This is a genomic window from Parajatrophihabitans canadensis, assembly GCF_053764775.1.
Map to the genome: position 1 here is coordinate 4,857,570 of NZ_CM132445.1, position 24,206 is coordinate 4,881,775.

Annotated in this window: 13 protein-coding genes; 8 read left to right on the forward strand and 5 right to left on the reverse strand. The window is 65.1% G+C overall.

The features are described from left to right. The first annotated feature begins 58 nt into the window (after nt 1–58). From ACSMXN_RS23365 to ACSMXN_RS23375, 3 genes are all read left to right on the forward strand, one after another. The gene (locus ACSMXN_RS23365) at nt 59–3,418 is read left to right on the forward strand and encodes a TM0106 family RecB-like putative nuclease (protein WP_022915115.1); all 3,360 of its coding nucleotides are present in this window, start codon (nt 59–61) and stop codon (nt 3,416–3,418) included. 81 nt (nt 3,419–3,499) lie between these two features. Beyond that, nucleotides 3,500–3,820: a winged helix-turn-helix domain-containing protein gene (locus ACSMXN_RS23370; protein WP_027139890.1), complete on the forward strand. Its 321-nt coding sequence runs from the start codon at nt 3,500–3,502 to the stop codon at nt 3,818–3,820. After that, the gene (locus tag ACSMXN_RS23375; RefSeq protein ID WP_051149030.1) at nt 3,817–4,359 is read left to right on the forward strand and encodes an SRPBCC family protein; all 543 of its coding nucleotides are present in this window, start codon (nt 3,817–3,819) and stop codon (nt 4,357–4,359) included. Before ACSMXN_RS23370 ends, ACSMXN_RS23375 begins: the two co-directional genes overlap by 4 nt. A 3-nt stretch (nt 4,360–4,362) precedes the next feature. Here ACSMXN_RS23375 and ACSMXN_RS23380 read toward each other — a convergent pair whose 3' ends face one another. Together ACSMXN_RS23380 and ACSMXN_RS23385 are read right to left on the reverse strand one after the other, a co-directional pair. Then, on the reverse strand, nt 4,363–6,291 hold the full coding sequence (locus tag ACSMXN_RS23380) for an AAA family ATPase (RefSeq protein ID WP_022915116.1): 1,929 nt from the start codon (nt 6,289–6,291) through the stop codon (nt 4,363–4,365). Continuing rightward, nucleotides 6,273–8,111: an eCIS core domain-containing protein gene (locus ACSMXN_RS23385; protein ID WP_022915117.1), complete on the reverse strand. Its 1,839-nt coding sequence runs from the start codon at nt 8,109–8,111 to the stop codon at nt 6,273–6,275. Before ACSMXN_RS23385 ends, ACSMXN_RS23380 begins: the two co-directional genes overlap by 19 nt. Before the next feature lie 188 nt (nt 8,112–8,299). Here ACSMXN_RS23385 and ACSMXN_RS23390 point away from each other — a divergent pair, with 188 nt between their 5' ends. The 5 genes from ACSMXN_RS23390 to ACSMXN_RS23410 all read left to right on the forward strand — a co-directional run bounded on the left by ACSMXN_RS23390 (nt 8,300) and on the right by ACSMXN_RS23410 (nt 20,670). Continuing rightward, a complete protein-coding gene (locus ACSMXN_RS23390; protein ID WP_022915118.1) occupies nt 8,300–8,899 on the forward strand; it encodes a DUF4255 domain-containing protein in 600 nt (199 codons plus the stop codon). A 4-nt stretch (nt 8,900–8,903) separates the two neighbouring features. Then, nucleotides 8,904–11,339, forward strand: a complete 2,436-nt coding sequence (locus tag ACSMXN_RS23395; protein ID WP_196811423.1) for a carboxypeptidase regulatory-like domain-containing protein — start codon at nt 8,904–8,906, stop codon at nt 11,337–11,339. Beyond that, nucleotides 11,339–14,032: a carboxypeptidase-like regulatory domain-containing protein gene (locus ACSMXN_RS23400; protein ID WP_022915120.1), complete on the forward strand. Its 2,694-nt coding sequence runs from the start codon at nt 11,339–11,341 to the stop codon at nt 14,030–14,032. The genes ACSMXN_RS23395 and ACSMXN_RS23400 overlap by 1 nt, the downstream gene beginning before the upstream one ends. Next, complete coding sequence (locus ACSMXN_RS23405) at nt 14,025–20,255, forward strand: carboxypeptidase regulatory-like domain-containing protein (protein WP_022915121.1); 6,231 nt, start codon at nt 14,025–14,027, stop codon at nt 20,253–20,255. The genes ACSMXN_RS23400 and ACSMXN_RS23405 overlap by 8 nt, the downstream gene beginning before the upstream one ends. A gap of 157 nt (nt 20,256–20,412) precedes the next feature. Further along, the gene (locus ACSMXN_RS23410) at nt 20,413–20,670 is read left to right on the forward strand and encodes a PspC domain-containing protein (protein ID WP_035944574.1); all 258 of its coding nucleotides are present in this window, start codon (nt 20,413–20,415) and stop codon (nt 20,668–20,670) included. Nucleotides 20,671–20,676: 6 nt separating this feature from the next. Here the strand turns inward: ACSMXN_RS23410 and ACSMXN_RS23415 are convergent, their stop codons facing one another. From ACSMXN_RS23415 to ACSMXN_RS23425, 3 genes are all read right to left on the reverse strand, one after another. Beyond that, the gene (locus tag ACSMXN_RS23415; protein WP_022915123.1) at nt 20,677–21,339 is read right to left on the reverse strand and encodes a hypothetical protein; all 663 of its coding nucleotides are present in this window, start codon (nt 21,337–21,339) and stop codon (nt 20,677–20,679) included. A gap of 160 nt (nt 21,340–21,499) precedes the next feature. Next, the gene (locus ACSMXN_RS23420) at nt 21,500–22,222 is read right to left on the reverse strand and encodes a phage tail protein (protein WP_022915736.1); all 723 of its coding nucleotides are present in this window, start codon (nt 22,220–22,222) and stop codon (nt 21,500–21,502) included. A gap of 13 nt (nt 22,223–22,235) precedes the next feature. Continuing rightward, complete coding sequence (locus ACSMXN_RS23425) at nt 22,236–24,188, reverse strand: putative baseplate assembly protein (protein ID WP_022915737.1); 1,953 nt, start codon at nt 24,186–24,188, stop codon at nt 22,236–22,238. Between the last annotated feature and the right edge of the window lie 18 nt (nt 24,189–24,206).

Genomic DNA, 24,206 nt, shown 5'->3' on the forward strand with positions numbered 1-24,206 from the left:
ATATTTCGGGGTGCGTTGGCTCAAAGGCCGCTCATGAGAGACCGGGGTAAATGCGACGATGTATCTGGATCAGACCGAACTTGTGGTCAGCCCAACCGACCTGACCAAATTCTTGGCGTGTCCACATCTCACCTCGCTCGACCTCGCCGTGGTGCACGGCAACCGAAACCGGCCGAATACCGAACCAGACGAGGCCCTCGAGTTACTCTTTCGCAAGGGCCTCGAACATGAGTACCGGTACCTTGCCCAGCTTGAAGCCGGCGGCCCGGTCACGAATATCGATCAGACCGTGCTCAAGCAAGCCGCGATCGACACCGAGGCAGCGATGGTTGACGGCGCGCGGGTTATCTATCAAGCGACCTTTCTGCATGACGGCCGTCGTGGCCACGCCGACTTTCTACTGCGGACGAACTCACCATCCGAGCTGGGTCCGTGGTCCTACGACATCGCAGACACCAAGCTCGCTAGGCGGCTCAAGGTGCCTGCCCTGTTGCAGATGGCCGAATACGGCCAACACCTGGTACGCCTGCAGGGCATCGCCCCCACGTGGCTCACTGTGGTGGCCGGCGACGGTGTTCAACACTCCTACCGCTACGCCGACGTTGAGTCCTACTATCGCCGGGTCGCACAACGCTTCGGCATGTTCGTCACCGAGCGGCCGAGCACGGTTGCGCAACCCGTTGCCCACTGCACCCAGTGCCGATGGATCGCGACCTGCGCCGGCAGTTGGCGACGGCAGGACCACCTTTCGCTGGTCGCCTTCATGCGCACAGATCATCGCCAAGCCCTGGAGGCCGTTGGCATATCGACGGTCGCACAACTTGGCGAGAGCGAGCCCGAGAACCTGCCGCACACGATTGGGCGCAGCTCTCGGGAGCGACTGGTTCGTCAGGCTGCCCTTCAACTCCAAGAGCGACGCAACGGCGAGCCGGTGTACGAATTGCTCGAGCCGGAGACTGGTTTAGGTTTACTAAGGCTCCCCGAACCTGATCGCGGAGACTTGTACCTCGACTTCGAGGGCGATCCGTACGTCGAGCCGTCCGGGCGGGAATATCTGGCGGGCGTCGGTACGCGCGACGGCGGCTTCGAGGCCATGTGGGCGCATAGCTTCGAGGACGAATCCCTGCTGACCCAACGTCTGGTCGATCTCATCATCGAGCGCTGGCATGCCCATCCGAACATGCACGTGTATCACTATGCGCCATATGAGAAAAGCGCATTGCAGCGGCTAACTGCTCGACATGGTGTACGCGAAGCCGAACTGGACACGTTGTTGCGGGCGGAGGTCCTGGTAGATCTATACGCAGTCGTCCGGCAGGGTCTGCGCATCAGCAAAGAATCGTATTCGATCAAGAAGATGGAGGCGTTCTACTGGGGTCACGTTCGCGGCGCCACTAGCGGCGGTGGCGGCACTAGCGGGAGCAGCACTAGCCGCAGCACCACAAACGGCGGTGGCAGCACCACCAACACCGGCGACCGCGAGGTCGCCGACGCCATGTCGAGCGTCGTGGCCTACGAACGCTGGCTCGCCGAAGGCTCAGCCACCGATCAGGACGGCACACTCGAACAGATTGAGAACTACAACCACGATGACGTTCGGTCAACGCTGGCGCTACACGACTGGTTGGAGGATCGCCGCTCCGAGCTGGCCAATCGATCAGCGACGCCGCTGCCGCGCCCGGCCGGTGGCGCGAGTAAGGACGAAGCGGGCCCGGGCGACGAGGAGCGGGCCGAGCTTGCATTGGCCGAACGCTTGGTCGATGCCGGGCTAGAGCTGTTCGCGGGCCTGGTCGGTTGGCATCGGCGCGAGGCCAGACCTGCGTGGTGGGAGGTCTTTCGACTGACAGATCTCGACGACGAGGAGCTGATCGAGGACGGCTCCGCGATCGGTGGTTTGAGCGAGCCGATGGCCGTACGCGACGTGGCGCAATCGCGCATCTATCGCTACGAGTTTCCGCCGCAGGACACGAAGGTTCGAACCGGTGAGCGTCCCTTGGACGTCGACACGCACACTGCCGTCGGTCTCGTCGAAGACATGTCGGCAGAGCTTGGCTGGATCGAGATCCGGATTTCCAAGAGGCGCGGTCTGCAACGGCCGCGCGGGATCGGGCCAACGGGGCCGTTGGCCGACACCGTCCAGCGCCAAGCCATTGCGGAGCTGGCTCACAGTGCCCTGGACGGGGAGACCAGCCTCGGGCTGAGGTTGCTCAACCGCCAGGTACCACCGTCCCTACCCATCGCTGCAGGCGAGGATCCTGCTCAAGCGGTGGTTCGGCTAGGCCTGGAGCTGCGAGGTGAGGTGCTCGCAGTACAGGGGCCTCCCGGCACCGGCAAGTCCACGGCAGCTGCTGCACTGATCCGCGCATTGCTCGACGCGGGGCTTCGAGTCGGTGTGACCGCGTTGTCGCACCAGGTCATCGGCAGCCTGCTCGCGAAGGTTGATCGTCCTGCGTTACAAAAATGTGACGAGTCGGCAAAGGGTGATTCGCCCCTGATCGAATGCGCGGCGGACAATTCCGACGTTGCAGCAGCCCTCGAATCGGGCGAACATCGACTCGTTGGCGGTACCGCGTGGGTATGGTCACGGCCCGAGTTCAAGGCCTCGGTCGACGTTTTGCTGATCGACGAGGCCGGTCAGTTCTCGCTGGCGAACGCGCTCGCCGTGTCGCGCTCGGCTGAATCGATGGTTCTGCTCGGCGATCCACAACAACTCTCCCAACCGAGCCAAGCAGAACACCCATTCGGCGCAGGCATTTCGGCCTTGGAACATCTTCTCGAGGGTCATGACACCATGCCGGCACAACGAGGTGTGTTTCTCGATACGACATGGCGTATGCATCCCTCGATCACCGATTTCGTCTCGAAGACGTCGTATGAGTCCCGGCTGCTGTCAGCGGCCACGCTCGAACGGCAAACGATCCTCAGCCCGCGGCGGTGGAGCGGTTCCGGGCTCAGGTGGGTGCCCGTCGATCACGTCGGCAACGAATCGGCCTCGTCGCAGGAAGCGACCGTGGTCGCGGGCATTGTTCGCGATTTACTCGGTGGCGAATGGGCGAACTCAGCCGGACTTACCCAGCCGATAACGTCAGAGCAGATTCTCGTGGTCGCACCGTACAACGCCCACGTCGGCAGACTCAGGCAGGAGATCGCCGATGAGGTTCGGGTGGGCACGGTTGACAAGTTCCAGGGCCGCGAGGCAGCAATCGTCATCTACACGCTGGCATCCTCGTCGGCCGAGGACGCACCTCGGGGTATCGACTTTCTTTACGACATCCATCGCCTCAATGTGGCCGTTTCACGTGCACGTGCGATGACCATTCTTGTCGGCTCACCGCGGCTCCTGGACGCCGAGGTACACAACCCCCATCAACTGAGGCTGGTCAACGCACTGTGCCGCTACGTGGAGATGTCAGCGTAGAAACGGGCGGGTTCCAACGGCCGCGCTCCGGCAACAGTCAACCCTTGACATGTGACTATCTGGTCACCTATGGTCCTTAACGTGATGGACGAGGACCTGGTCTTCAAGGCACTCGCCGACCCGACTCGTCGACACCTGCTCGATCAGCTCTTTGTGCGTGACGGCCGCACGCTCACCGAGCTCGAATCCGACTTGTCGATGACACGATTCGGCGTAATGAAGCACCTGAAGATTCTCGAAGAGGCAGGCCTCGTCGTCTCCCGGAAATCCGGTCGGGAGAAGTTGCACTTTCTCAACCCGATACCGATCAGATTGATCCACGACCGGTGGATCGACAAGTACACCGAGCGCGAAGTAACCGCGCTGGTGGAACTCAAAGCCGAACTGGAGAAGCCCTCATGACCACTCAGAGCACTCGATCGGCCGTTCAGGCCGCGACAACCCAGGTCTACAGCGTGTATATCAAGACCACCCCGCAGGCGATCTGGGACGCCATCACCAAACCCGAATGGACCGAACGGTACGGCTATGGCGGGCGCGCCGAGTTCGACCTCCGCCCAGGTGGCGTCCACCGACTACGCGCCACGAGCGAGATCAAGGCCGCCGGAGCTGCCGGTGGTCACAACACCCCTGATGTCATGGTCGACGGCGAAGTGCTTGAGTCAGATCCACCGCGGAAACTGGTTATCAGCTGGCGAATGTTGATGGATCCCGATCTGGCCTCAGAAGGATTCACTCGACTGACCTATGAGATCGACCCGATCACCGATGATGTCACCAAGCTCACGGTCGTCCACGCCCTCGAGAACGCGCCGAAGCTCGCGCTGCTGGTCGGTGGAGCTCTCGAACACGAAGGCGCCGGTGGTGGTCACGCCTGGGTGCTCAGCGACCTGAAGTCGCTCCTCGAGACGGGCGTCGGCTTGAATCAGCAGGCTGGCTAACGCCTATCCCTCCGCAGCAACCTCCGCGTGCCAGCGTCCGAACTGGTCATCGGTTGGTCGCCGGCCGAGTTTGGTCAGCTCCTGCGAGATCGCGCGCAAGACATGCACCATGCCGACCGGTGACTGCTGCGCGGCGGCGAAGAATGCCGCCGACAGCGCGGTGTTGCGAATTGAACCGCCGGCGAGGTCGAATTTCTCGGCAACGAAGGCCAAATCGAGGCCGTCGGTGGGCGCGTGAGCCAGTGAGCGCGCCCAGATCCGCTCCCGATCGTGGGCCGACGGCACTGGAAAATGCACCGTGACATGGATCCGTCGAAGAAACGCCTGATCGATGTTGCCCTGAAAGTTCGAGGTCAACACCACGAACCCATCGTAGGTTTCCAGTCGCTGCAGAAGGTAGGACACCTCCATGTTGGCGTACCGGTCTCGAGCATCAGTCACCTTCGACCGCGATCCGAACAGTGAATCAGCCTCATCAAACAACAACAGGTAATCGCCGGCGTGTGCGGCCGAGAAGATCTCTTCCAGGTTCTTCTCGGTTTCACCGATGTATTTGCTGACCAACGCGGACAGGTCGACCCGGAACATGTCAACGCCGAGCTCGCCCGCGATCACCTCGGCGGTCGTCGTCTTGCCGGTGCCCGACGGCCCGGAGAACAACGCGACAACACCTGGCGATGGATAGAGCGGCAATCCCCAGTCATCGTGGACGACCGACCGGTGACGATACCGATCAACCAGGCTGCGAAGCCGATTCTCCTGCACCGGCGGCAGGATCAGGTCCTCCCAGCCAACCCGGGGCGAGATCCGGCGGGCATGGCGGAGCAACGAACCGCTTGCCAGTCGACGCATCACGACGGACGGATCCTCACCCTCCCGCGCGGCCGTCCGGATCAGGCGGAGCTGCTCAGCGCTTGGTTTCCGGCTCGGTTGTGGCCAACCGGGAAACACGTTTGACCATTCCTGTTCGAGGATTTCCGGCGCTGCGGCTTCCACCTCGAGGTACGGACGTTCTGGTAGTGCCTCCAACGGCAGCGGATCCTTCGAACACAGCGCCCACGACAAATGGCTCGCGCGCTCGATCCATTCGCGGCCAATCGGACTCAGCTCGTCCTGAAGCGTCAGAACCACCGACAGACCGTCGAGGCTGGCCTGGCGCACTACGGCTCGCCAGCCGACCTCGTCGACAGGAGGATCGGTGATGAGAAACCCGAGCCCCCACAGGGAGACCAACGCGGTTTGCACCCGTCGTGTCGGATCTTCGCCATGCACCACGACCAGGCCTTCGATGCCGTCCACCATCGTCGGGGGCAGGCCACGGACCTTTGCTCCGGAGGGCAGCGCGGGGTCACGTGTGCCGGCCTCCAGCTGGCGCCAGACCACCTGCCGGGCAAGGAGGATTTCTGCGACTGCGAACGACGGCGTGCCATCGACGGCCAGCAACGCTGCTCGGACGAGCGGGGCGTCCGGAGCAAGGCTGCGTAGCGCGTCGCTCCCGAGCAGCTGCTCGATCAACTGCGGCGTGGCCCGGCCTGCGTTGGCGCCACAGCCAGTGAGCGCGGCCAGATCTCGGCATCGGCCAATTGTCTCGATCGCCAGGACGATGGCCAGCACGCGCGCATCAAGGGACGTCAGTGCGCAGGAGTTGACCAGCGCCGCGAATGATCCGTCAGTGGTCAGGACGTCGTCGAACTCCTGCTCGGCCATAGCGATAACCGGCTGGTATGCATCGTCGACCTCTTGCGCCCGCTGCAGATGCTCAGCACCGGCGACGTCGAAGATGAGCGCCAGGCTGCCCTCTTCAACGGGCACACCGGCGGACGTCCGTTTGTGCAGCTGCGCCTGCAATCCGAGCCGTTCGAGCAGAACCTCAGGCAACCGATGCCAACGGTGATTCACCGTCACATCGGCGGTCAGTTGGCCTTGAGCCACGCGACCCTCGCCTTGAGAATCGCATAGTAGCTTGTCGGATCGTTGCCGCCATAAGCATTGTCACCGACGTCGACGGCGGTCGACTTTTTGGCTGCGCTGCGCAGTTTCTTCTTGGTTGCATGGGCTGAGCCCTTGCCCAGGTCCCATTTCGAGGTCGAGAAGATCTTGATGATCTGACGACGGCTTTCTTCGATGCCTTCGAGCATCGCCGCGTTCATCGCGTCGCGCCGCTTCGTGCCGTTGATGACCTGTTGCGACCAGGCGGTGATGCCCCCGTCGCCGGCGCCGCCGTCGTCATCATCGCGAGCTGCCGTTTGGATGATCTTGCCGACGCCCCCTGTCGCCGCATCGATCCGGCGTTTCGGGGTGAGGCTGTTCCGGCCGACGGTGCTGATCCACACGTTGTTGTCGACCATGCCGCGGGTCATCTCAGCCGATTCGTTGTCGCCCGGATCCACGTGGTCGATCAAGGTGATTTCGCCGGTCGGGTCGTAGAACCAGTTGCCCAGGTTGCCGCTCGCGATCCGGTCCTTGTTGCCCATGAACAGGTCGACCATGTTGAGCCGACCCAGGCTCCTCATGTGTTCCTTGTCCTCCAGCAGCCCCCGAAGCCGGGACTTTCCGCTCGACATCTTGTCGGCGGTGGCGTTTGGCGTCGCCGCCGACATTGCGTCCTCGCCCTTTGCGACGGACATCGCGATTACGTTGGTCTTCCTGTCGCCGAGTCGCGCCGCTGCGTCGTCCCTGGCCGCCTCGGCAGAGTCCTCGGTTGGCGCGATCTTGCTCTTAGGCTGTGCCTTGAGAAAGTCGCCACGTTTGGCCCAACTGGGGTCATTGGTCGTCCAGCCGTCGATGCCGATCGTGTTGTCGATTGCCAGCCGGTCTGAGCCGGTGAGCGTGCGCTGGTCGACAGACTTGATCTGCGACACCTTGTGTTGCATCAGACCGACGAGAGAGCCGAGGCCAACGGGCTGGTTCTCCGGCTTGACGACGATCTCGTTGCCCGCGCTGTCAGCGATGAACCAGATCGGCCGGGAGGCCAGCGTCCTGATTCCGACGGCTTGGTTCCACGGAATCGGACCGTTGGCCTTGAGGTCCCACAACCGGGAGATCATCTTCCGCGACACCGGACCCTGCTGGCGGGTGTGGGCCAACTCGTGCGCAAGTACCCGCTCGCCTTCAGGAGTATCGGGCTGGTACTCACCGGCACCGAAGAAGATGTCGCTCCCAGTGGTGAATGCGCGAGCAGCTACCGTCCGGCTCAATCGGGCGGCTTGGCTGTCGGTGTGAATGCGAACGTCGGCGAGGCTCCCGCCGAAGCCGGCCTCCATCCGCTGCCGGACGTCCGAATCCAGGGCGGACCCGCCGCTTCTGGCTCGATCTATCTCGCCCGAAAGATCACCGGACAGCGCGCCGCCGGCCCGTCCGACCACAGGTGCTGCTGACGATTCCGCTACTGACGGCCGCTCAGTTGACGACCCCGCCGCCGGCCGACGACGCACCGGATCAGCCATGGCGGCCAAGCCTTCTGATCCTGCCCCACCATGACCGCAAGACGGGCCGTGTTGGTGGCGGTCGGGCATGTCACTGTTCAGCCGCGCCAACACCGAGTCGGCCACCCGGTCGGCGTCGTGTTCAGCCCGGTCGTCGGCGTTGCCCACGACCAGCGTGGCCGGCGCACCTACGGTCGCCGCAACGCTCCCAGCCGGTTCGCGTCGGGCGATCTCAAGATCGTCGAGGGTGGGCTCGGGATGGCGATCGACCGCCTTGAAGGCCTGCTCTCGGACACGCAGCAGCGACGCGAAGTCTGGTCCGGCCATTCGGACACCTCTCGAAAATGTCGCGCGCGACACAGGTAACAAAATGAAAGATAAGTTTGCTCAGTGTGAGTAATTCGTGACAGGGTGTCAACACCCATGTCGATCATCGATGACCTGGGCAGTCACGCGAACAAACATCTACCAAACACTCGCAAAAGCACCATAAAGGTCACGAAGAGAGCGCGTCGATGTTCATCCGCACGGTGGACGAGGGGTTGGAGCGGCTGCTCCGTACCTCTTTACCGCTGCCCGAAGAGATCGGCGATGTGACGTTCGACGCTCCAACCAGTAACTGGTCGGCCCAGCTGTCGCGAATTACGGTGAACCTCTTTCTCTACGATGTGTGCCGCAGCACCCAGCCCGCTCGATCGGCCACCCAGGCGATCGACGCGAATGGCAGGCCGGTGCGGCGACCACCGCAGCCGATGATTCAGCTCGGCTACCTGGTAAGCGCGTGGGCAGGCAGTCCGCGAGACGAACACCAGCTGCTCGGCGACCTCGTCAGCCGGCTGGCCGCGGCAGCAGTACTGCCGGCCGAGCACCTACCCAACGAGCTCACCTCCACGGTTCACCTCGATCTGGTCGAGGACCCGACAAACCGGCTCCGAGACATCTGGGCAGGTGCCGGCGGCCAGCTCAAGGCGTCGTTCACCTTGCAAGCCACGGTGGCTTCGGACACCTTCGACTGGCAGGACGAGGCACCGGCGGTCACTCGCATCGAGGCGCTCACAGTGCCCCGTCCGACGCGGCCGGATGCGCTCGGCCAAGCCGCCACCACCCCCCGATGAGCCCATGCGGGTAGCCACCGACACTCAGCTCCTCGAAGTCGATCCCGGTGAGGTGGCTTCGGTACGCGTCGAGATCGTCAACACCGGCAAGGTGATCGACGGGCTGACCGCGCGCATCATTGGCCTGCCCGAAGAAAGCGTCCGCGCCGAGCCGGCATTGCTGCCCTTGTTCCCGGACGCGACCGGTGAGGTGACGCTGTCGGTCACGGTGCCCGCGACGCATCCCGCCGGCCGGCATCCACTGACCGTCGAAGTCGTGTCCCACGGAGCTCGGCTGCCTTCGGCGTTCGTGGACGTCGACATGCAGGTCGCCGCCCACCCGGCAATGTCGGTCGCGCCCAAGCCTCGCGTCATTCGTTCGCGCCGACAGGGCAGATTCGTTCTCGAGGTTGCCAACGAGGGCAACGTCGCGCTCGAGGTCAGCCTGCGCGCGACCGATACCGACCGGGCCGTCACCGCCGTTTTCACTCCAGCCTCGCTGCGGGTTCCGGCTGGCTCGACCGCGCCCGTTCTGCTCACCGTCAAGGGCCCACGAATGTGGCTCGGCGCGGAGATCGACCGGGTCGTGGCGGTCGAGTTGATCGCGACCCAAGCCGATCTGCTGCCGCCCGACACTCTAGGAAACGCAGCTGAAGTCAGCGCGAGCAACCCCGAAACTGCCGCTGCCCTCGGCGAACCGCTTCGGCTGCAGCAGGAGACGAGCGTTCGGCTACGCCAGCGTCCGCAACTCTCACGCGGGCTGCTCACCGCCCTGATCCTGGCGTCGATCGTGGCACTCTGGGCGGGCGCGTTCCTGCTCGGGCTGAACAAGGTCTTCGCTGGAGACCCCTCCACGAAGGACGCACCCGCATCCTTCTTCGCTGCCAGCCAAACCGGAATCGGCGCAGGTGCGGGCGGAACAGGGGCTGCCGGAGCGGCCGGCGCGGCACCGGCCGGCGCGCTGCCGAAGAGCGGCCAGGTCCCGGTCGGGATCGGTAGCACGATCTCAGGAACCGTTACGGCCACAAGTGATCACAAGGGCGTCGGACGGATTCTGGTCGAAGCGCTACGCCAAACGCCGAAGGGACTGATCGTCGTCAGTTCAGCCGCGACGCAATCCGACGGGAGTTATACGGTCGCCGGCCTCTTTCCGACCGAATACCTGCTTCGCTTCACCTCAGCTGGTTTCAAGACGATCTGGTACCCCTCGGCCAGCACCCAGGTCGGCGCCACCCCGGTTGCGGCCATTGCGCAGGGCGCGACCACCGGCGTGAACGCTGTCGTGACCGGCGACCTGGCGAGTATGTCCGGCACGGTCGATCCAGGCGATACCTTGACGCCGATCACCACGACGGTCGCGGTCCGATCCTTGGTCGGATCAGCCGCGGCGACGCCGCTGGCGACCACGACCACCGCCCCTGACGGGAGCTACAAGCTCGGTTCGCTACCTGCTCCGGCGAGCTACGAACTGACCTTCACCGCACCGGGCTACGAGCCGACCACCCTCGTCGATACAGTCTCCGGCGGCCAGCAACGCCTCGAACCGATCGTCCGGTTGGGCGTCGGCAACGGCCAGATCAGCGGCCTGGTGACCAGCGCCGGCGGCGGACTCGGCGGCGTGACCGTCAGCACGACGGTCGGGGGAACCGCGCTCGCGATCACAACACCGACGACGGGCGCCGTCGGCTCGTTCGTGTTGGGCGCGCTGCCGACACCGGCGACGTACGTCATCACCTTCGCCCGCGAAGGGTACGGAGCTCAGACCACCGTTATCGATCTCACCGCCGGCCAAAGCCGCGCCAACCTTGCGATCGCGCTCGCGTCAGGAACCGGAAGCGTCAGTGGCTGCGTGACCCTCGGTTCGGGCTGCAACCCGGGCGAGGGCGGTTTGGGCGGAGCAACCGTCAGGGTCGGCGGCGCCGCAACGACGGGTAGCACGGGAACGCCAGGCACCGGCGCCGACGGATCTGCTGGCAGCGGTAGCAGCACCGGCGACTCGGCGGATGGCGCCACGGCGTCGGCCGCTGACGTACCGACCACGACGACGTTGACCCAAGGTGCCACTGGCACGTTCGCCGTCAATGGTCTGACGGCGCCAGGTTCTTACACGATCACGGTGACGCTTCCTGGGTATCAGCCCGCCAGCGTCCCGGTCACGCTGTCGGGCACCGGACCACCGCCATCGATCCGGATCACGCTCACGACCCAGGTGGGCAGCATAGTCGGACGGGTGAGCGATTCATCCGGACCGCACCCCGGCGCAACGGTTACGGCCACCGACGGCAAGCAGAACTGGACGACGACCGCAGCTGGGACGGACGGCTCGTACCTGCTCGACGGACTGCAGCCGGGGACGTACAGCGTGACCACCACCGCGACCGGCAAGACTCAGCAGACGGCACTGGTCATCGTCAGCGCCGGTAAGAGTTCAGCCCAGAACCTCACGTTGGGCAACGGCTGATGCGCGTCGACGTCAACCCCAGACATGCCGAGGTCACCCCCGGGCAACCACTCGCCGTCACCGTGACCATCGCAAATACCGCTACCGTCATTGGTGGTTACACCATCCGGGTGCTTGGTGCCGATCCGTCGTGGGTGTCGATCGACAGCCAGCAGATCTCGCTCTTCCCTGACGAGAGCCGGACGATCATTGCCCAGATCACGGTGCCGAAAGGCATCTCCGCTGGGGTGCGGCGGATCGCCGTCCAGGTACGAGAGCTCACGCCGCCCGAAGACAGCATGGTCGCCGAGATCGACCTCACCGTGCCTGCCGCCAAGGCAATGCAGGTTCGAATGGACCCGCTCGCGGTTACCGGCGGGCGGCGCGCGAACTTCAGCGTGATCGTCGAGAACACCGGAAACACAGTCGTGGCGGGACGGCTTGCCGGCGATGATCCCGAGAACAAGGTTCGTTTCACCTTCGAACCAGAGACACTCTCGCTGAACGCGGGCGAGCATGCCGTGGTGGATCTCAAGGCCGGCGCCCGCCAGCATTTCATGGGTTCGCCGACTGTTCGGGTGCTGTCCATCTATCTCGACGAGAAGGTGCCGGATGCGTTCTTCGACGGGCCGGAACCGGCGGACGAGGACCCGGCCCGCGACGAGCGCGACGCGCTGGCCATCGGCAGCTTCATCCAGCGCCCGATGCTGTCCCGCGGTCCCATCGCGCTGCTCGGGTTGCTGGCCGCGGTAACGGTCTTTGCCATCGTGATCACCTTGGCCCTGTCACGATTGGTCGGCCAGTCAGCCGCCGATCGAAACCTGGCGCTGCAGGTTGCAGCCGCCCGCGATGCCGCCGCTACGAGCGGCACTTCAAGCGTTTCAGGAACCGTGCGCCTACTCACCTCCGGCACGCCGGTGCGCGGCGTAGCAGTCAACGCCTTCGCCGCGACAGACGTCACGACGCCGATCGCAACCACCGCCACCGATGCCAAGGGTGCCTACTCGATAGGCAACCTGCCGGCCGGCAATTACAAGCTGAGCTTCCGCGGCGCGGGCTTCGTCGAGCTCTGGTACCCAGGCGCCGCCACCGATGCCGACGCGACCACGATCACGTTGAAAGAACGGCAGAGCCAGGCCGGGCTGGACGTGCGCCTGGGCGGTGTTCCCGCAACGATCAATGGCAGCGTCGTCGGTGACGACGTGTCGGCCGCGACGCTGTTTCTGATGTCGGGAACAGGCGCCGGGCAGAGCACGACCACCGCCACTGCCGGCAGCGCGGCCAACACCGGCGGTACCCAGGGCACTGGCGCGTCCACCGCCGTGGTCGCACCTCCGGACAACGGTGAAGCCGTCGTGCGCACCGTCCCGATCGGCGCCGACGGCAGTTTCAGCCTGACCAACGTGCCCTCGCCAACCATCTACGACCTGGTAGTGACCAAGAAGGGCTACGCCACGTCCACCCAGCGCATCGATGTCGGCGCAGGTGAAACTCGAACCGGAGTGCAGATCCGGCTGCAGAAGGGCGACGGGCTCATCTCCGGCCACCTCAACTCCTCGACCGGCGGGCTCGGCGGCGTCACGCTGACCGCAACCGCCGGCCAGAGCGTAGCCAGCACGGTGTCACTCACCACCGATGACGTCGGGTCTTTCACCCTGCGCGGAATGCCTACGCCCGCCACGTTCACCGTCGTCGCGAGCAAGACCGGTTACGCGTCGCAGACCCTGACGCTCAGCCTGTCCGCCGGCCAGAAGATGACCGGTGAGGTGATCACGCTCGGCCAGTCGTCCGGATCGCTTTCAGGGATGGTCACCGTCCAATCGGCAACATCCGGTGCGACACAGCCAACAACCACGCCCGGCGTCGGCGTATTGGTCACCATTACCAACGGCCAACTCACCGTTCAGACGGTGACCGAAACCGGCCAGAACGGCAGCACGCCGGGCGCATGGTCCTCCGGCGGGCTGTCGCTACCGGGCGCCTACACCGTCACGTTCTCCCGAAGCGATCTGGCATCACAAACCGTGTCCGTTTCCCTCGATTCCAACGGGTCGATCACCCAGGGCTCCCTCGGCGCGGCAATCACGGCGGCGGGCATCAGCACCACGATGCAATCTTCGACTGCGAGCGTCTACGGCAATGTCACCCAGCCACGCCTGGTCAACAACGCCGTCCGTAACGGACCTCGAGGCGAAGCGACGGTGACGTTGAGTTCGGGGACGTCAAGTTACACCGTGACCACCTCATCGGTCTCGAACAGCTATGGCGGCGCGGGCGATTACCGCTTCGGCTCTATACCGCCGGGCACTTACACCGAGAGCGTCAGCGTTGGCGGCACGAGCCCGACGACGAGAATCATCACCGTCAAGGCGGGCGACAACCAGCGCCAGGACTTCCCGCTGCCACGTGCCGCGACGATCAGCGGGACGGTAGTGGGTACCGATCACACTCCGCGCGCCGGGTGGACGGTCACCCTGTACCTGGCCAGCCAGTATCCGGCCACGGCCTCGCAAACCGTCACCACCAACAGCGCCGGCGCGTTCAGCTTCAGCAGTGTCGACGCCCCGCAGAGTTACGTCATCGAGGTGGCACCCGGCGCCGGGGCGGCTCCGGCCGGTTCGGCGACGATCCAGCTGGCGGCAAGCGAGCAGTACGGCACGCCGTCAGATACCAAGCATCCTTCCCTGATCATCACGGCGGATCCCAATGCCTGATTCAGGAAACGGTACGGGCGGTACCAACCCAGTCGGACGCGAACGCGCGCCTGGGATTGCCATGCTGCCGGTCGTACGAACCGGTGCCGGCAGCCCGGTCGTGTTGCAACTTCGGGTAACCAATCACGCCCCCGAGCCCCGCATCTTGTCGGTGACGGCCCTCGGCGTGGATGCCGCGTGGCTGCCGCGACCTGGCTCGATGAGCGCCTCGGCACCGGAGTCCGAACGGCCGTTCGACATGCGACGCCCGGTGATGCCCGGTATGGACATGACGGTCGAGCTGCAGATCACGCCATCCATCGGGACGGTGCCGGCTCGGTATCCGATGGTCGTCGCCGTGCAGGCTCTCGATCCGGTTTCTGGTGCATCCACGGCTCCGACTGCGATGGGCGAAGTAACGCTGATCGTGGATGGGCCCGGCCAGATCAGCATCGACCTCCAGCCGGCCGACGTGTCCGCTCGGCTCAGCCGTCGGATCACGGTTCTGCTGCGCAACAGCGGGCCGATGCCCGCCGAGGTCAGTCTCGATGTGCAGGCACCGCCGCAAGCGCGAATCCAACTCAACGCCGACCAACTCGAACTGCAGCCCAACTCGGAGGTACGGATCTCCGGACGCGCGCGAGTGCGGCGGCCACGGCTGATCGGTCAGCGCGCCCGGCATCCGTACACCATCACCGCTCGCAGCTCCGGGGCTCCGCGGTATGTATCGGGTTCCCTTACCGAACGGGCATTTCTCGGTTCCGGCGGTGCCAAGATGGGGATTCTCGCCGCGGTGGTTGCCGTGTGGCTGGCGCTCGCCCTGATCGCGATTCCCAAACTCGCGCAGAACACCAAGAACAAGCAGGTGGCCGGGCCAACAGTGACGGTCGGTGCCTCCAACGCCGCCGGCGGTTCGGCGGCCGCGGGCGGAGCTGACGGTGCTGCGGGCGGCGGTGCTGGTGGCTCGGCCGGCGGCGCTTCTGGTGGTGCTGCGGCAGGCGGCGGTCCAGCCGGCGCGGCACCGAACACCGTACGGCTAAACGGCTCGGTGACAGGCCAGTCGGCAGACGGCGTCACCGTGTCATTGCGTCCTACCTCGCTGGTGGACGAACAGGCCGAGGGTGCCACGCCGATCGGCCTGACCGCGCAATCGCTGAACGTGCACGGATTGGTGCCACAGACCGCGGTATTACGTAGCCAGCTGCTGACCGGCGACCACCCCTCATCGCAACCGGCCAGCCTCCTCACCGGGCCACTGGCGACCACTCGTCCGGCGACGGTAACGCCTGCTGCTGCTCCCGATACGCCTACGATCGCGACGAGCCGTTCGATGCTGACCGGGACTGACGGTGCCTGGTCATTCCCCGGTATCAACGCCCCTGGCTATTACCTGGCCACCTTCGCCAAACCCGGTTATCAGACTCAACGGTTCGTCATCAACTCCGCCGAGACCGTCGCCACCCAGCCCCTCGTGGTCAACCTCAACCCGGGTCAAGGTTCCCTCACCGGCACCGTGACCGGCCCGAACGGCCCGGTCGGCGGTGCGCAACTCACCATTACCGACGGCACCAACACGATCACAACCAGCACCGCATCCACCGGTCCGAACATCGGCAACTGGAGCGCGACCGGCCTTTCGACCCCCAGCACCTATCTCGTCAGCGCCAGCAAAGAAGGCCTCGACACCGAATCCGCTCTGGTGCCGCTAGGTGCCGGTGCGAGCGCAACAGCGTCGCTGGTCCTGCGCCGCGGCATCGGCTCGATCTTGGGATTCGTCCAAGGCCCAGACAGCAACGGTGTCGTCGGCGGCGTCGGCGGCGCAACCGTGACGGCCTCAGACGGAACGCTCACTCGCACCGCAACCACCATCACCACGGCCGGGTTGGCGGGCAAGTTCAACCTGTCGTCGTTGCCGTCACCCGGCAAGTACACCGTTACCATTTCCGCGCCCGGGTACCAGCCCGCAACCCAGTTCGTCACGCTCGCGGCAGGCGCGCCATCGGTAACCGCCTCAGCCACGCTAGTGCCTTCCTCAGCCACCATCGGCGGAATCCTCAAGACCAATGACCCGACCAGCGACGGTACGGGCGGCGGGCTGGTACTCACCAACAGCGCCAACACCTACAAGACCCTGGCCGGCGCGGGCGGCGTGTTCCGGTTCAACGGGATAGCTCCCGGGTCCTACGTCCTCTCCGCTGACCTGTTCGGTTTCACCACGTCCTACCTCAACGTCAAGGCGATCGCGGGGCTGGAGAACCTCAACAACGTCCTGACGGTGAAGCTCGTCCCGACTGGCGTGCTGCCGTCCACGTCGTTCATCAAGGGCCAGGTCAGCGACGCCCGCGCCGGCGGCCACATCACCTGTCCCCTGCCGACACCGTCGTGCCTGGCCATTGCCATCGACGGTGGGGCATTTGCGCCTGGGATTCTGCCATCGTCTGAATACACCGCCCCCCTCGGAAGCACCGGATTACAACCTGGCCTGCACACCATCACCGCCTTCGCGCCCGGCTACCAGACCGCCTCGATCAAGGTCCAAGTTCCCCTCAACGCCACGGTGAACGCACCCGAGATCGCGATGTATCCCGCGCCGATCATCAAGGGAACCATCAGCTCGGCCGTAGGCCAGGCCGTCACGCTCGGCACACCCGCGTCGGGCAACGCTCCTGCCGTCCCGGCAAATCCGGTGTGCATCTTTGCCGTCGGCGTAGGCGTTACCCCGACGCCCGCCCAGCTGGCCTGTTCGTCGTACAACCCGCCTGGGTCGGTGGCCGCTCCGGGATGTCCCACCGAGCAAGCTTCGGTGCCACCGAGCCCGACCGATGTGGTCTGTACCCAAGCCGACGCCAACGGCGGATACTCTTTGACCGTCGCACAGAACGGCGGTTACAGCGTCTTCGTGACACCAGCCGACGACGAGTACCGGCCGATCTCTGGATCGCAGCTCTTGCTACCGCTGGGTGGCACCGTCGAATACAACGCGACCTTGCACCGCAAGGGCCGCATCGATGTCTCCGTCCTGGTGCGCAACCCAACCGGTAATACCGGCAACCTGATCGCGGGCGGCGCCGGCATCTCCGTCCGGCTGACCACCAATGGCGCCAACGGAATCACCGATGTGGTGCCTCCTGAGCTGACCGACGCCAGCGGCTCGGTGCATTTCGATCATCTGCCGCCGGGCGCTTACACCCTGCAAGCGACGACCGCCACCGGCTCGGGCAGTGTGGCTGCGCCCATCACCGACGACCAGCAAATCGGTTACATACTCTCCCTCGCCGATCCGCTGACTCAGGTCGTGGGACGGGTGGTCACGTCAATCGGGGGCGCCGCCGCGACTCCAGTGCGAGGCGCACAGGTGCAGATCAGCGGGACGGCCTTCTACCTGCTGGGTATCTTCCCGATACCAGGACCGGTGGTCACCGTTACCACCGATGTGAACGGGTGTTTCGCGCTGACCAACGCCCAGCCGACGACAGGTTCGGTGGTGACCTCGACCGGTGACGGCGCAGGAAACTGCACGAGCGTCACCGCAACAGCCGCCAACGGCCCGGTGAGCCAAGCCACCCTGGTGTCGACGCAAGTGACGGCCACCGTCACCGCGACCGGCTATCAGACCGTGAACCTGCCTTCCGTCGCAGTCACCCAAACCGGCGTCACGACGTTCACGATGGCTCCGTCGGCCGTCACGTTCACCGGTACGTTGTCGGCCGATCCAGCGTCGACAGACCTGTCCACGGCAAGCATCCAGCCGACCAGTCAGGCCACCGGGTCCGGCACGCTCAACATCACGTCCGATGCGCAGGGCCATCTGACCTGGCACGACAGCAACTTTGCCGGTGACAACCAGATTCTGCCGGGTAACTACACGATCTCGGCGAACCTCGGCGGCTTCACACCGACGAGCGTCTCGTTCCACTGCGATCCGGTTGTTGCGTGCAACCCCGATCTGTCCGCCTTCAGGCTCACCCAACTGACCGGCCTACAGGTCTCCGCCGTCGATTCAAATGGAACCGCGATCAACGGCGCTACATACACGCTGCGCATCAACGGCGTTTCCCAGACACCGCAGGCGGCAAGCGGCGGCAGCGCCACGTTCACGAATCTGCTGCCGAGTTCCTCGCCCAGCGCGCCCACGTATGCGGTGCGCATCCAGGCTGCGGGGTACGCCTTCCAGACCTACGGTTCCGGCGGCCAACCGATCACCTGCACCGGCGGCGGTTCGAGCACCCCGACCACGGCCAGCGCGATCACGGTGACCGCTGCGAGTACGCCGACGACCTGTACCGCGACGTTGGCGAGACTCGGCGTCATTAGCGGCACGGTTACCGCAATTCCCGCTCCGTCCGCGGTGCAATCACCGTCCAACCCGTCCGGAAGTGCCACGCTGGTCGCGACGAAGTGCAACGGCGCGGGTGCAGACCCCGCAGATCTGGCCACCGCAACCGGCGATGGCAGCACCCCCTGTGCCACAGTCGATTCGACAAAGAGCTATTCCGCAGACACCGCTCAGAACGGCAGCTTCCGCATCGCAGGCACGGCCGCGCTGTCCGGGCTGGAGACCGGCTGGTACCGGGTGGTCGTCACCTCGCTCGGTTACGACAGCCCGACCACCGCCGCGAACAGATTCGTACTGATCCGGACGACCACCACCGACACGACGTTCAATCCAACGATCACCGCAACGCCCGTCAATTACACGGTGAAGGTGCAAGATCGCAATAGCAGCCCGATCACGGGGCTTACGGTGACGTTGGTCGACGGGAACGACGCCCCGCTCGCCGCCGCCGTCGAATCGTCAACGACCCACGGCTCATACGTGTTCACCGCGGTCTCGCCCGTCACCGCACGCGTGAAGGTCACCGGGGCTGCGGTGCCGACCAGTTACTTCTCGACGACCATCACAGTCGGTGCTGGCAACCAGTCCTTGACGGTGACCACCGACCTCAATGCCAGCGTGGTCAGCGGAAACACCCTCGCGGCACAGGGCATGGACGTCAACGCCGGCACGGCAATCGGCGGGATCACTGTACAGATCGGCACCTTCTCCGGCTCGACGTTCACGGTTGGCACCGGCACCGACAACCAACCGATGACCACCACCTCGAGCACCAGCCCTGCCACGCTCGGCCATTACGCCTTCAACAACGTTCCGGACGGCGCCAACTGGGTCGTGCTGGCACTTGGTTCCGATCGCGGCGGGGTGAGCGGGTACCTCTCGCACCAGGTCTCCGTGCCGGTGACCCACTCCCAGACCACACCGCAGACAGATATCACCCTGCCCGTGGTCGCGCACGATGTCACCGTCAGCGTCAGCTCGTCGCTGGGCAGCACACTCACCGGCGTTTCGGTCACGCTGACACCCGTCGCGACCCCGCCAAGCGCGACCAGCCGAAGCACCCTAAGCGGGACGCTGGACCCGACGCCGTCCGTCCCCAACGGTTACTCGACGGTCTTTCAGGACGTGCCCTTCGGCGAATACACGGTGGCCATCGCACTCGGTGCGACAGACCACGGCGGCACCCTGACCGGTGGTCAGACCGACCTGACCTTGTCCGCGACTACTGCTGGCGCCGTGACCGACGCCTTCGCACTCAGCGAGGGCCAGCTGAACCTGGCGGTGACAACCACTGCCGTGGCACCAGATACCGCACTGGCGCAGGTGAAACTGACTGTTCGTAAGGTCGGCGCGCCCAGCGACATCTACACCGCGAACAGCTTCGCCACCAACCAGGCGGCAATCCCGATCTACCTGCCACCTGGTTCGTACAACGTGACCGGCACGCCTTTGGCCGGCGCCGGAGCCGGCTGGACGGCGGTCACCACGTCGAGTCCGTCGGTCGTCGTCGCGGGCTCGGCAGTCACCGGATCGGTCACGCTTACCGAGCAGGGCCCGCTGCCGCTGGTCGTGCACCTCACGCGCGGCGGGCACAACTTCGGCTTCGGTGGCGCGACCGACACCGGCACGATCACCCTTACGCCGCTGCAAAGTCAGACCGTCCCCGCGGCGTACCTCGTTCCGGTGACTGTCAACGCCACCGGCAACTTCACCTTCACCGGCCTGCCGCCCGGCCTCTACCAACTCACCAGCGCCGTCAGCTCGACACCGGCCGCTACGATGGCCGATCCAACGCCCGCGGCGGTTCCCTACACCGGAACATCTGCACCGACCAACATCACTCTCGCAGGCGGCCTGGCAGGGCCGAGCCCGGGTGGCGGCACGTACACGCTGGATTCTCAGCCCTAATCGCCGCCTCGACCCTGAGAAGGCTCAGCTCGTACCAGGGTTGATCCCAGGACTTTCCCTCATGTGCCGGTGACCCGGAAGGCCGATGCTAGTTCCATCGACGCCGCTCCTGGCATCGATGGGCCAGCTGGCTCACATTCGAACAGAAAGAACGATCATGCGGTCAATACACGACCTGTTCCGTAGCAAGGGCCTGACCAGACAGCGCGAGGGCCGCGTCCTCGGCGGCGTTTGTGCTGCTCTCGGCAACAAGATCGGCCTCGACCCGTGGCCCACCCGGTTGCTCTTCATTCTCACCTTGCTCGTGCTGCCCGGCAGCCAGATTCTCGTCTACCCGATCTTGTGGCTGCTCATGCCGTTGGCCGACCGTCCGGAAACTCCCGTCAACACCGAAGCAGGTTGGACGGCGGTATAGCGGCAATCAGCCGTACCGGCGGACCACGCCATAGGCCACGAGTGCCGCGATGACCGCCAATGTGCCGAAGAGAAGCACCCAGACCCACCACGGCGTGGGCTTCTCGTAGATTTCCACCACCGGTTCAGGCTCGGGTGCTCGATACACGGGGGTCGGCGGTGGCGTCGGTGGGGCCACCACGATCATCGGCTGCCCGCACCGCACGCAGGTCTGCGCAGTCACGGTGTTCGGCTCCGCACAGTGCGGGCACGGTACCGATGCGACCGTTGCCCGCCCAGCGGTGCCGGGCAGTCGGCGTAGCGATTCGGTCGCCGTCGTCGACGAACGGTCCAGCTCGACCCGCGATGGCACCCAGAACAACGGGTAATCACACTTGCGGCAGAAGTCCATCGACTCCCGGCGATTGACGGTGACCATCGCCGACGTTCCGCACTCCGGGCAGACGAGGTGCTGCGCGGCAGACTGGGACGGCAGAGCCGGGGCGATGGTGCTCGTCAGCGCAGCATCCACCGGCATCACTTCGGTTCGTGGGTCGGAGACCTGCCAATCTGCATGTAGGTCCTCCGCCGACCAATTGTCTGCCGGCCATTCGCCACCCGGTGTGGTCGGTGGCGGATCGCCAGTCGCGGGCAGACCATCGTCACGGGTCGCTATATCCAGTGGACTCATGCTCTCCGAGGTTCCGTTAGCAGCGAGACCATCGATCCCTCCTGTGTCGCTGTGATGCTCACTCGAGCCACCAATCGCTCCGCTCCTCGCTCCTGCGTCGCTGCGATGCTCACTCGAGCCACCAATCGCTCCGCTCCTCGCTCCTGCGTCGCTGCGATGCTCACTCATTGTGGGCCGCCGGTGCTTCTGGTCGGGCTACTTGGCCGTGTGGCCCGGTGTTCTCATCATCTGCGACGACCGCGATCGGCAACGACCCGGACGGCCGGTGCGGCAGCGGATCGGCCGTCCCATCAGACACCCACGCTCGCTCGCCTGCCACCCACAACTCGGCGTGCACGTGCGCCGGAATCTCGTCGCGCACCAATTCGACAAAATCGGATTCGGACAACCACCCGGTGGTATCTACTGACATCCGCACCCATGCAGTGTCCTCGGGAGCCTCGCCCTCGCGCCACACCCCTCCCCCATCGGTGACCTCGGCAGGGCCGCCGGTCGTCAGCTCGAGAAAACGGCGCAGTCCAACCACGGTGCCTCGCCAGGTCAGTGTCTGCGCAGAACCGTCGACGATCCTGCGCTGCAATTCCTCGGGCAGCGACGGGTCCAGCGAGGTGAGACCGATCCAAGAACCGAGCCATCGCACCATTGCATCCGGAGCAACTGATACGTCCGGCAGGTTGTCGACGTTGTCGGCGTTCTCGAGCAGGCTGGTGCCGAGCTCCTGAAACAACGACACGAATCGGACGAAGAAGTCACTGTCCAGCATGCCTACCGGCAGTTGGTTCAACAACCATTGCGGGCTTCGTGGCGCGCTACGAACGCCAGGGCGCATCGACAGACCACGGCCGGTGCCGGCCGGTAGCGACGCGACGATCGGTTCGGTCACGATGATGCCCCATTCATCGGACGACGACCTGGTGTCCCGCCGACAGGAACAGCGAATGCCTGTCCAGATGAATGACGTCCTTGCCTGATCCTAGGCGACGTCCGGTGCGCAAGTCGTACTCGAACAGCAGCGCCTCCTCGACGCGTTCGATCCCATCGACAGACTCGAGCATTTGGGTGACCACGGCGGAGTTTATGTCCGCGTCGAAAGGCCACCCGGTGCCGTCCGGGCCGCCGCTCAGCGGATCGATATAGGCGGTGAGAGCGTCCAATGCTCGCTGCCGGACCAGCGGTGCCGGACGACCGGGCGCGGTATGCACCAACGCCACCACCGAAACTCCCTGGTAGTAGGGCGTACCGACCTCGAGCGCGGTACCGACCAGCCGGTGAGCGTCGAGGTGCTCGCCGATCCGCCGCATCAATGGCGCGGCGATGGCGAAATCGTCGAGGTGGTGGCTGCCGCCGACTGCACGCACGTGTGGAACCACCAGCACACGAACTGAACCATTCGACGCCCGCGTGGCCGGCAGGCAGCGCGCTCGGGCCACCTCGGTGGACGACTCGAGCGCAAGCCGCTCGAAATCCCCTGCAGTCACAGCGCGTTGGCCCGTCCGCAGCGTGAGCGGTCCGCGAACTTTGGCCTCGGCCACCGTCTCGGCGTCGACCCCGCCGTTGGCGGCCACCAGGTTCGTGGCGCCGCGAACGTAAGGAAGGCTGGTACGCAACACGGTCAGCGTTCGGGCACCAACGTTGCCTCCGGCGCCGCCGCCGTGTCGGTAGCCGGTGACCAGTATCTGCGCACCGTCTCGCGGGATCCGGCCATGCTGGCGGACCGAACCGTCGGGGTAGCGGACCCGGGGGCCGAAGCGGACGATCCCGCTTCCGCTGTCCCAGACGTAATGGTGATCTCGCTGGCTGGAATTGCTGAAGTCGGGGACCTCGGTCCAGTCGACGCTCGAGTCAGCGTCTATCACCCGGACGTGCTCGCCGTCGCGTCGTGGCAATACGGGAACCCTCGACACTTCAAAGGTCTGCGCTGGACTGCCGTCGCTGCGTCCGATCGTCTCAGCACCGACGACCTCCGCGTGCTCGCTCGCCACCGTGCCACCTAGCGTCGCCGCGATCACCGAACGGACTCGCGGCGATGCCTGATAGGTGGGCTGTCCTGCCCGGGGTGAAAGCAGTCTGGCGCGTAACCAGAAAGCGGCCTCGTTGCCAAGGGTCAACAGTTCGTGCTCGACGGGAATGAGCAGCACGATCTCGCCGGCTCGATTGAGGCCGCCGGTCGAATCCTCATGTATTTGCGCGCTGATCCAGGCCTCGCCGTTCCAAACCTCCCACACCAACGGCGGATTGCGCGGGTCGACACCGATACCTTCGGCCTTGGCCTCTATCGCCAGGCGAAGCACGGTGCCCGCCAGACTGCGCGCGAAGCCGAGGTAGAACCCGTCGCCTGGCGTCAAGTCGGGCGAGGCGAAGCAACGGACGCCTTCGGGGTTGAAGCGGAGCTCTTCCCAGACATCGGCTACTCGTTCGTCCGAAACCGTCACCGTCTTTGCCATCACGAGCTCAGGTGGTGCGATCACGAGTTCGGAGGAGGTGGTGAAGACCACCGCATCGCCGCTGGTCAACGATGCGGTCGTGGTGACCTCGGTGCTCACCGGCACGATAACCGGCGTGTCGAGAATCGCGGTCAGCCAGAACGTCAGATCCGCACGGGCCACCGATGGCGGGAACGGTTCCACCCCGACCATGTTCAGAAAGTGGACATACAACCGCTCGGGTACCTGGTTGACGCGGTAGAGCACCATCTCGCTCATCCAGGCAAACAGCTCGATCAGCGCTACGCCGGGATCGGAGACGTTGTGATTCGTCCACTCCGGGCAGTAACGCGGGATGAGCCGCTTGGCCTCGTCGACGATGTCTTGAAACCGACGATCGTCGAGGTTGGGCGCGGGTAATGGCATGGTGACTGACTCGCTTCT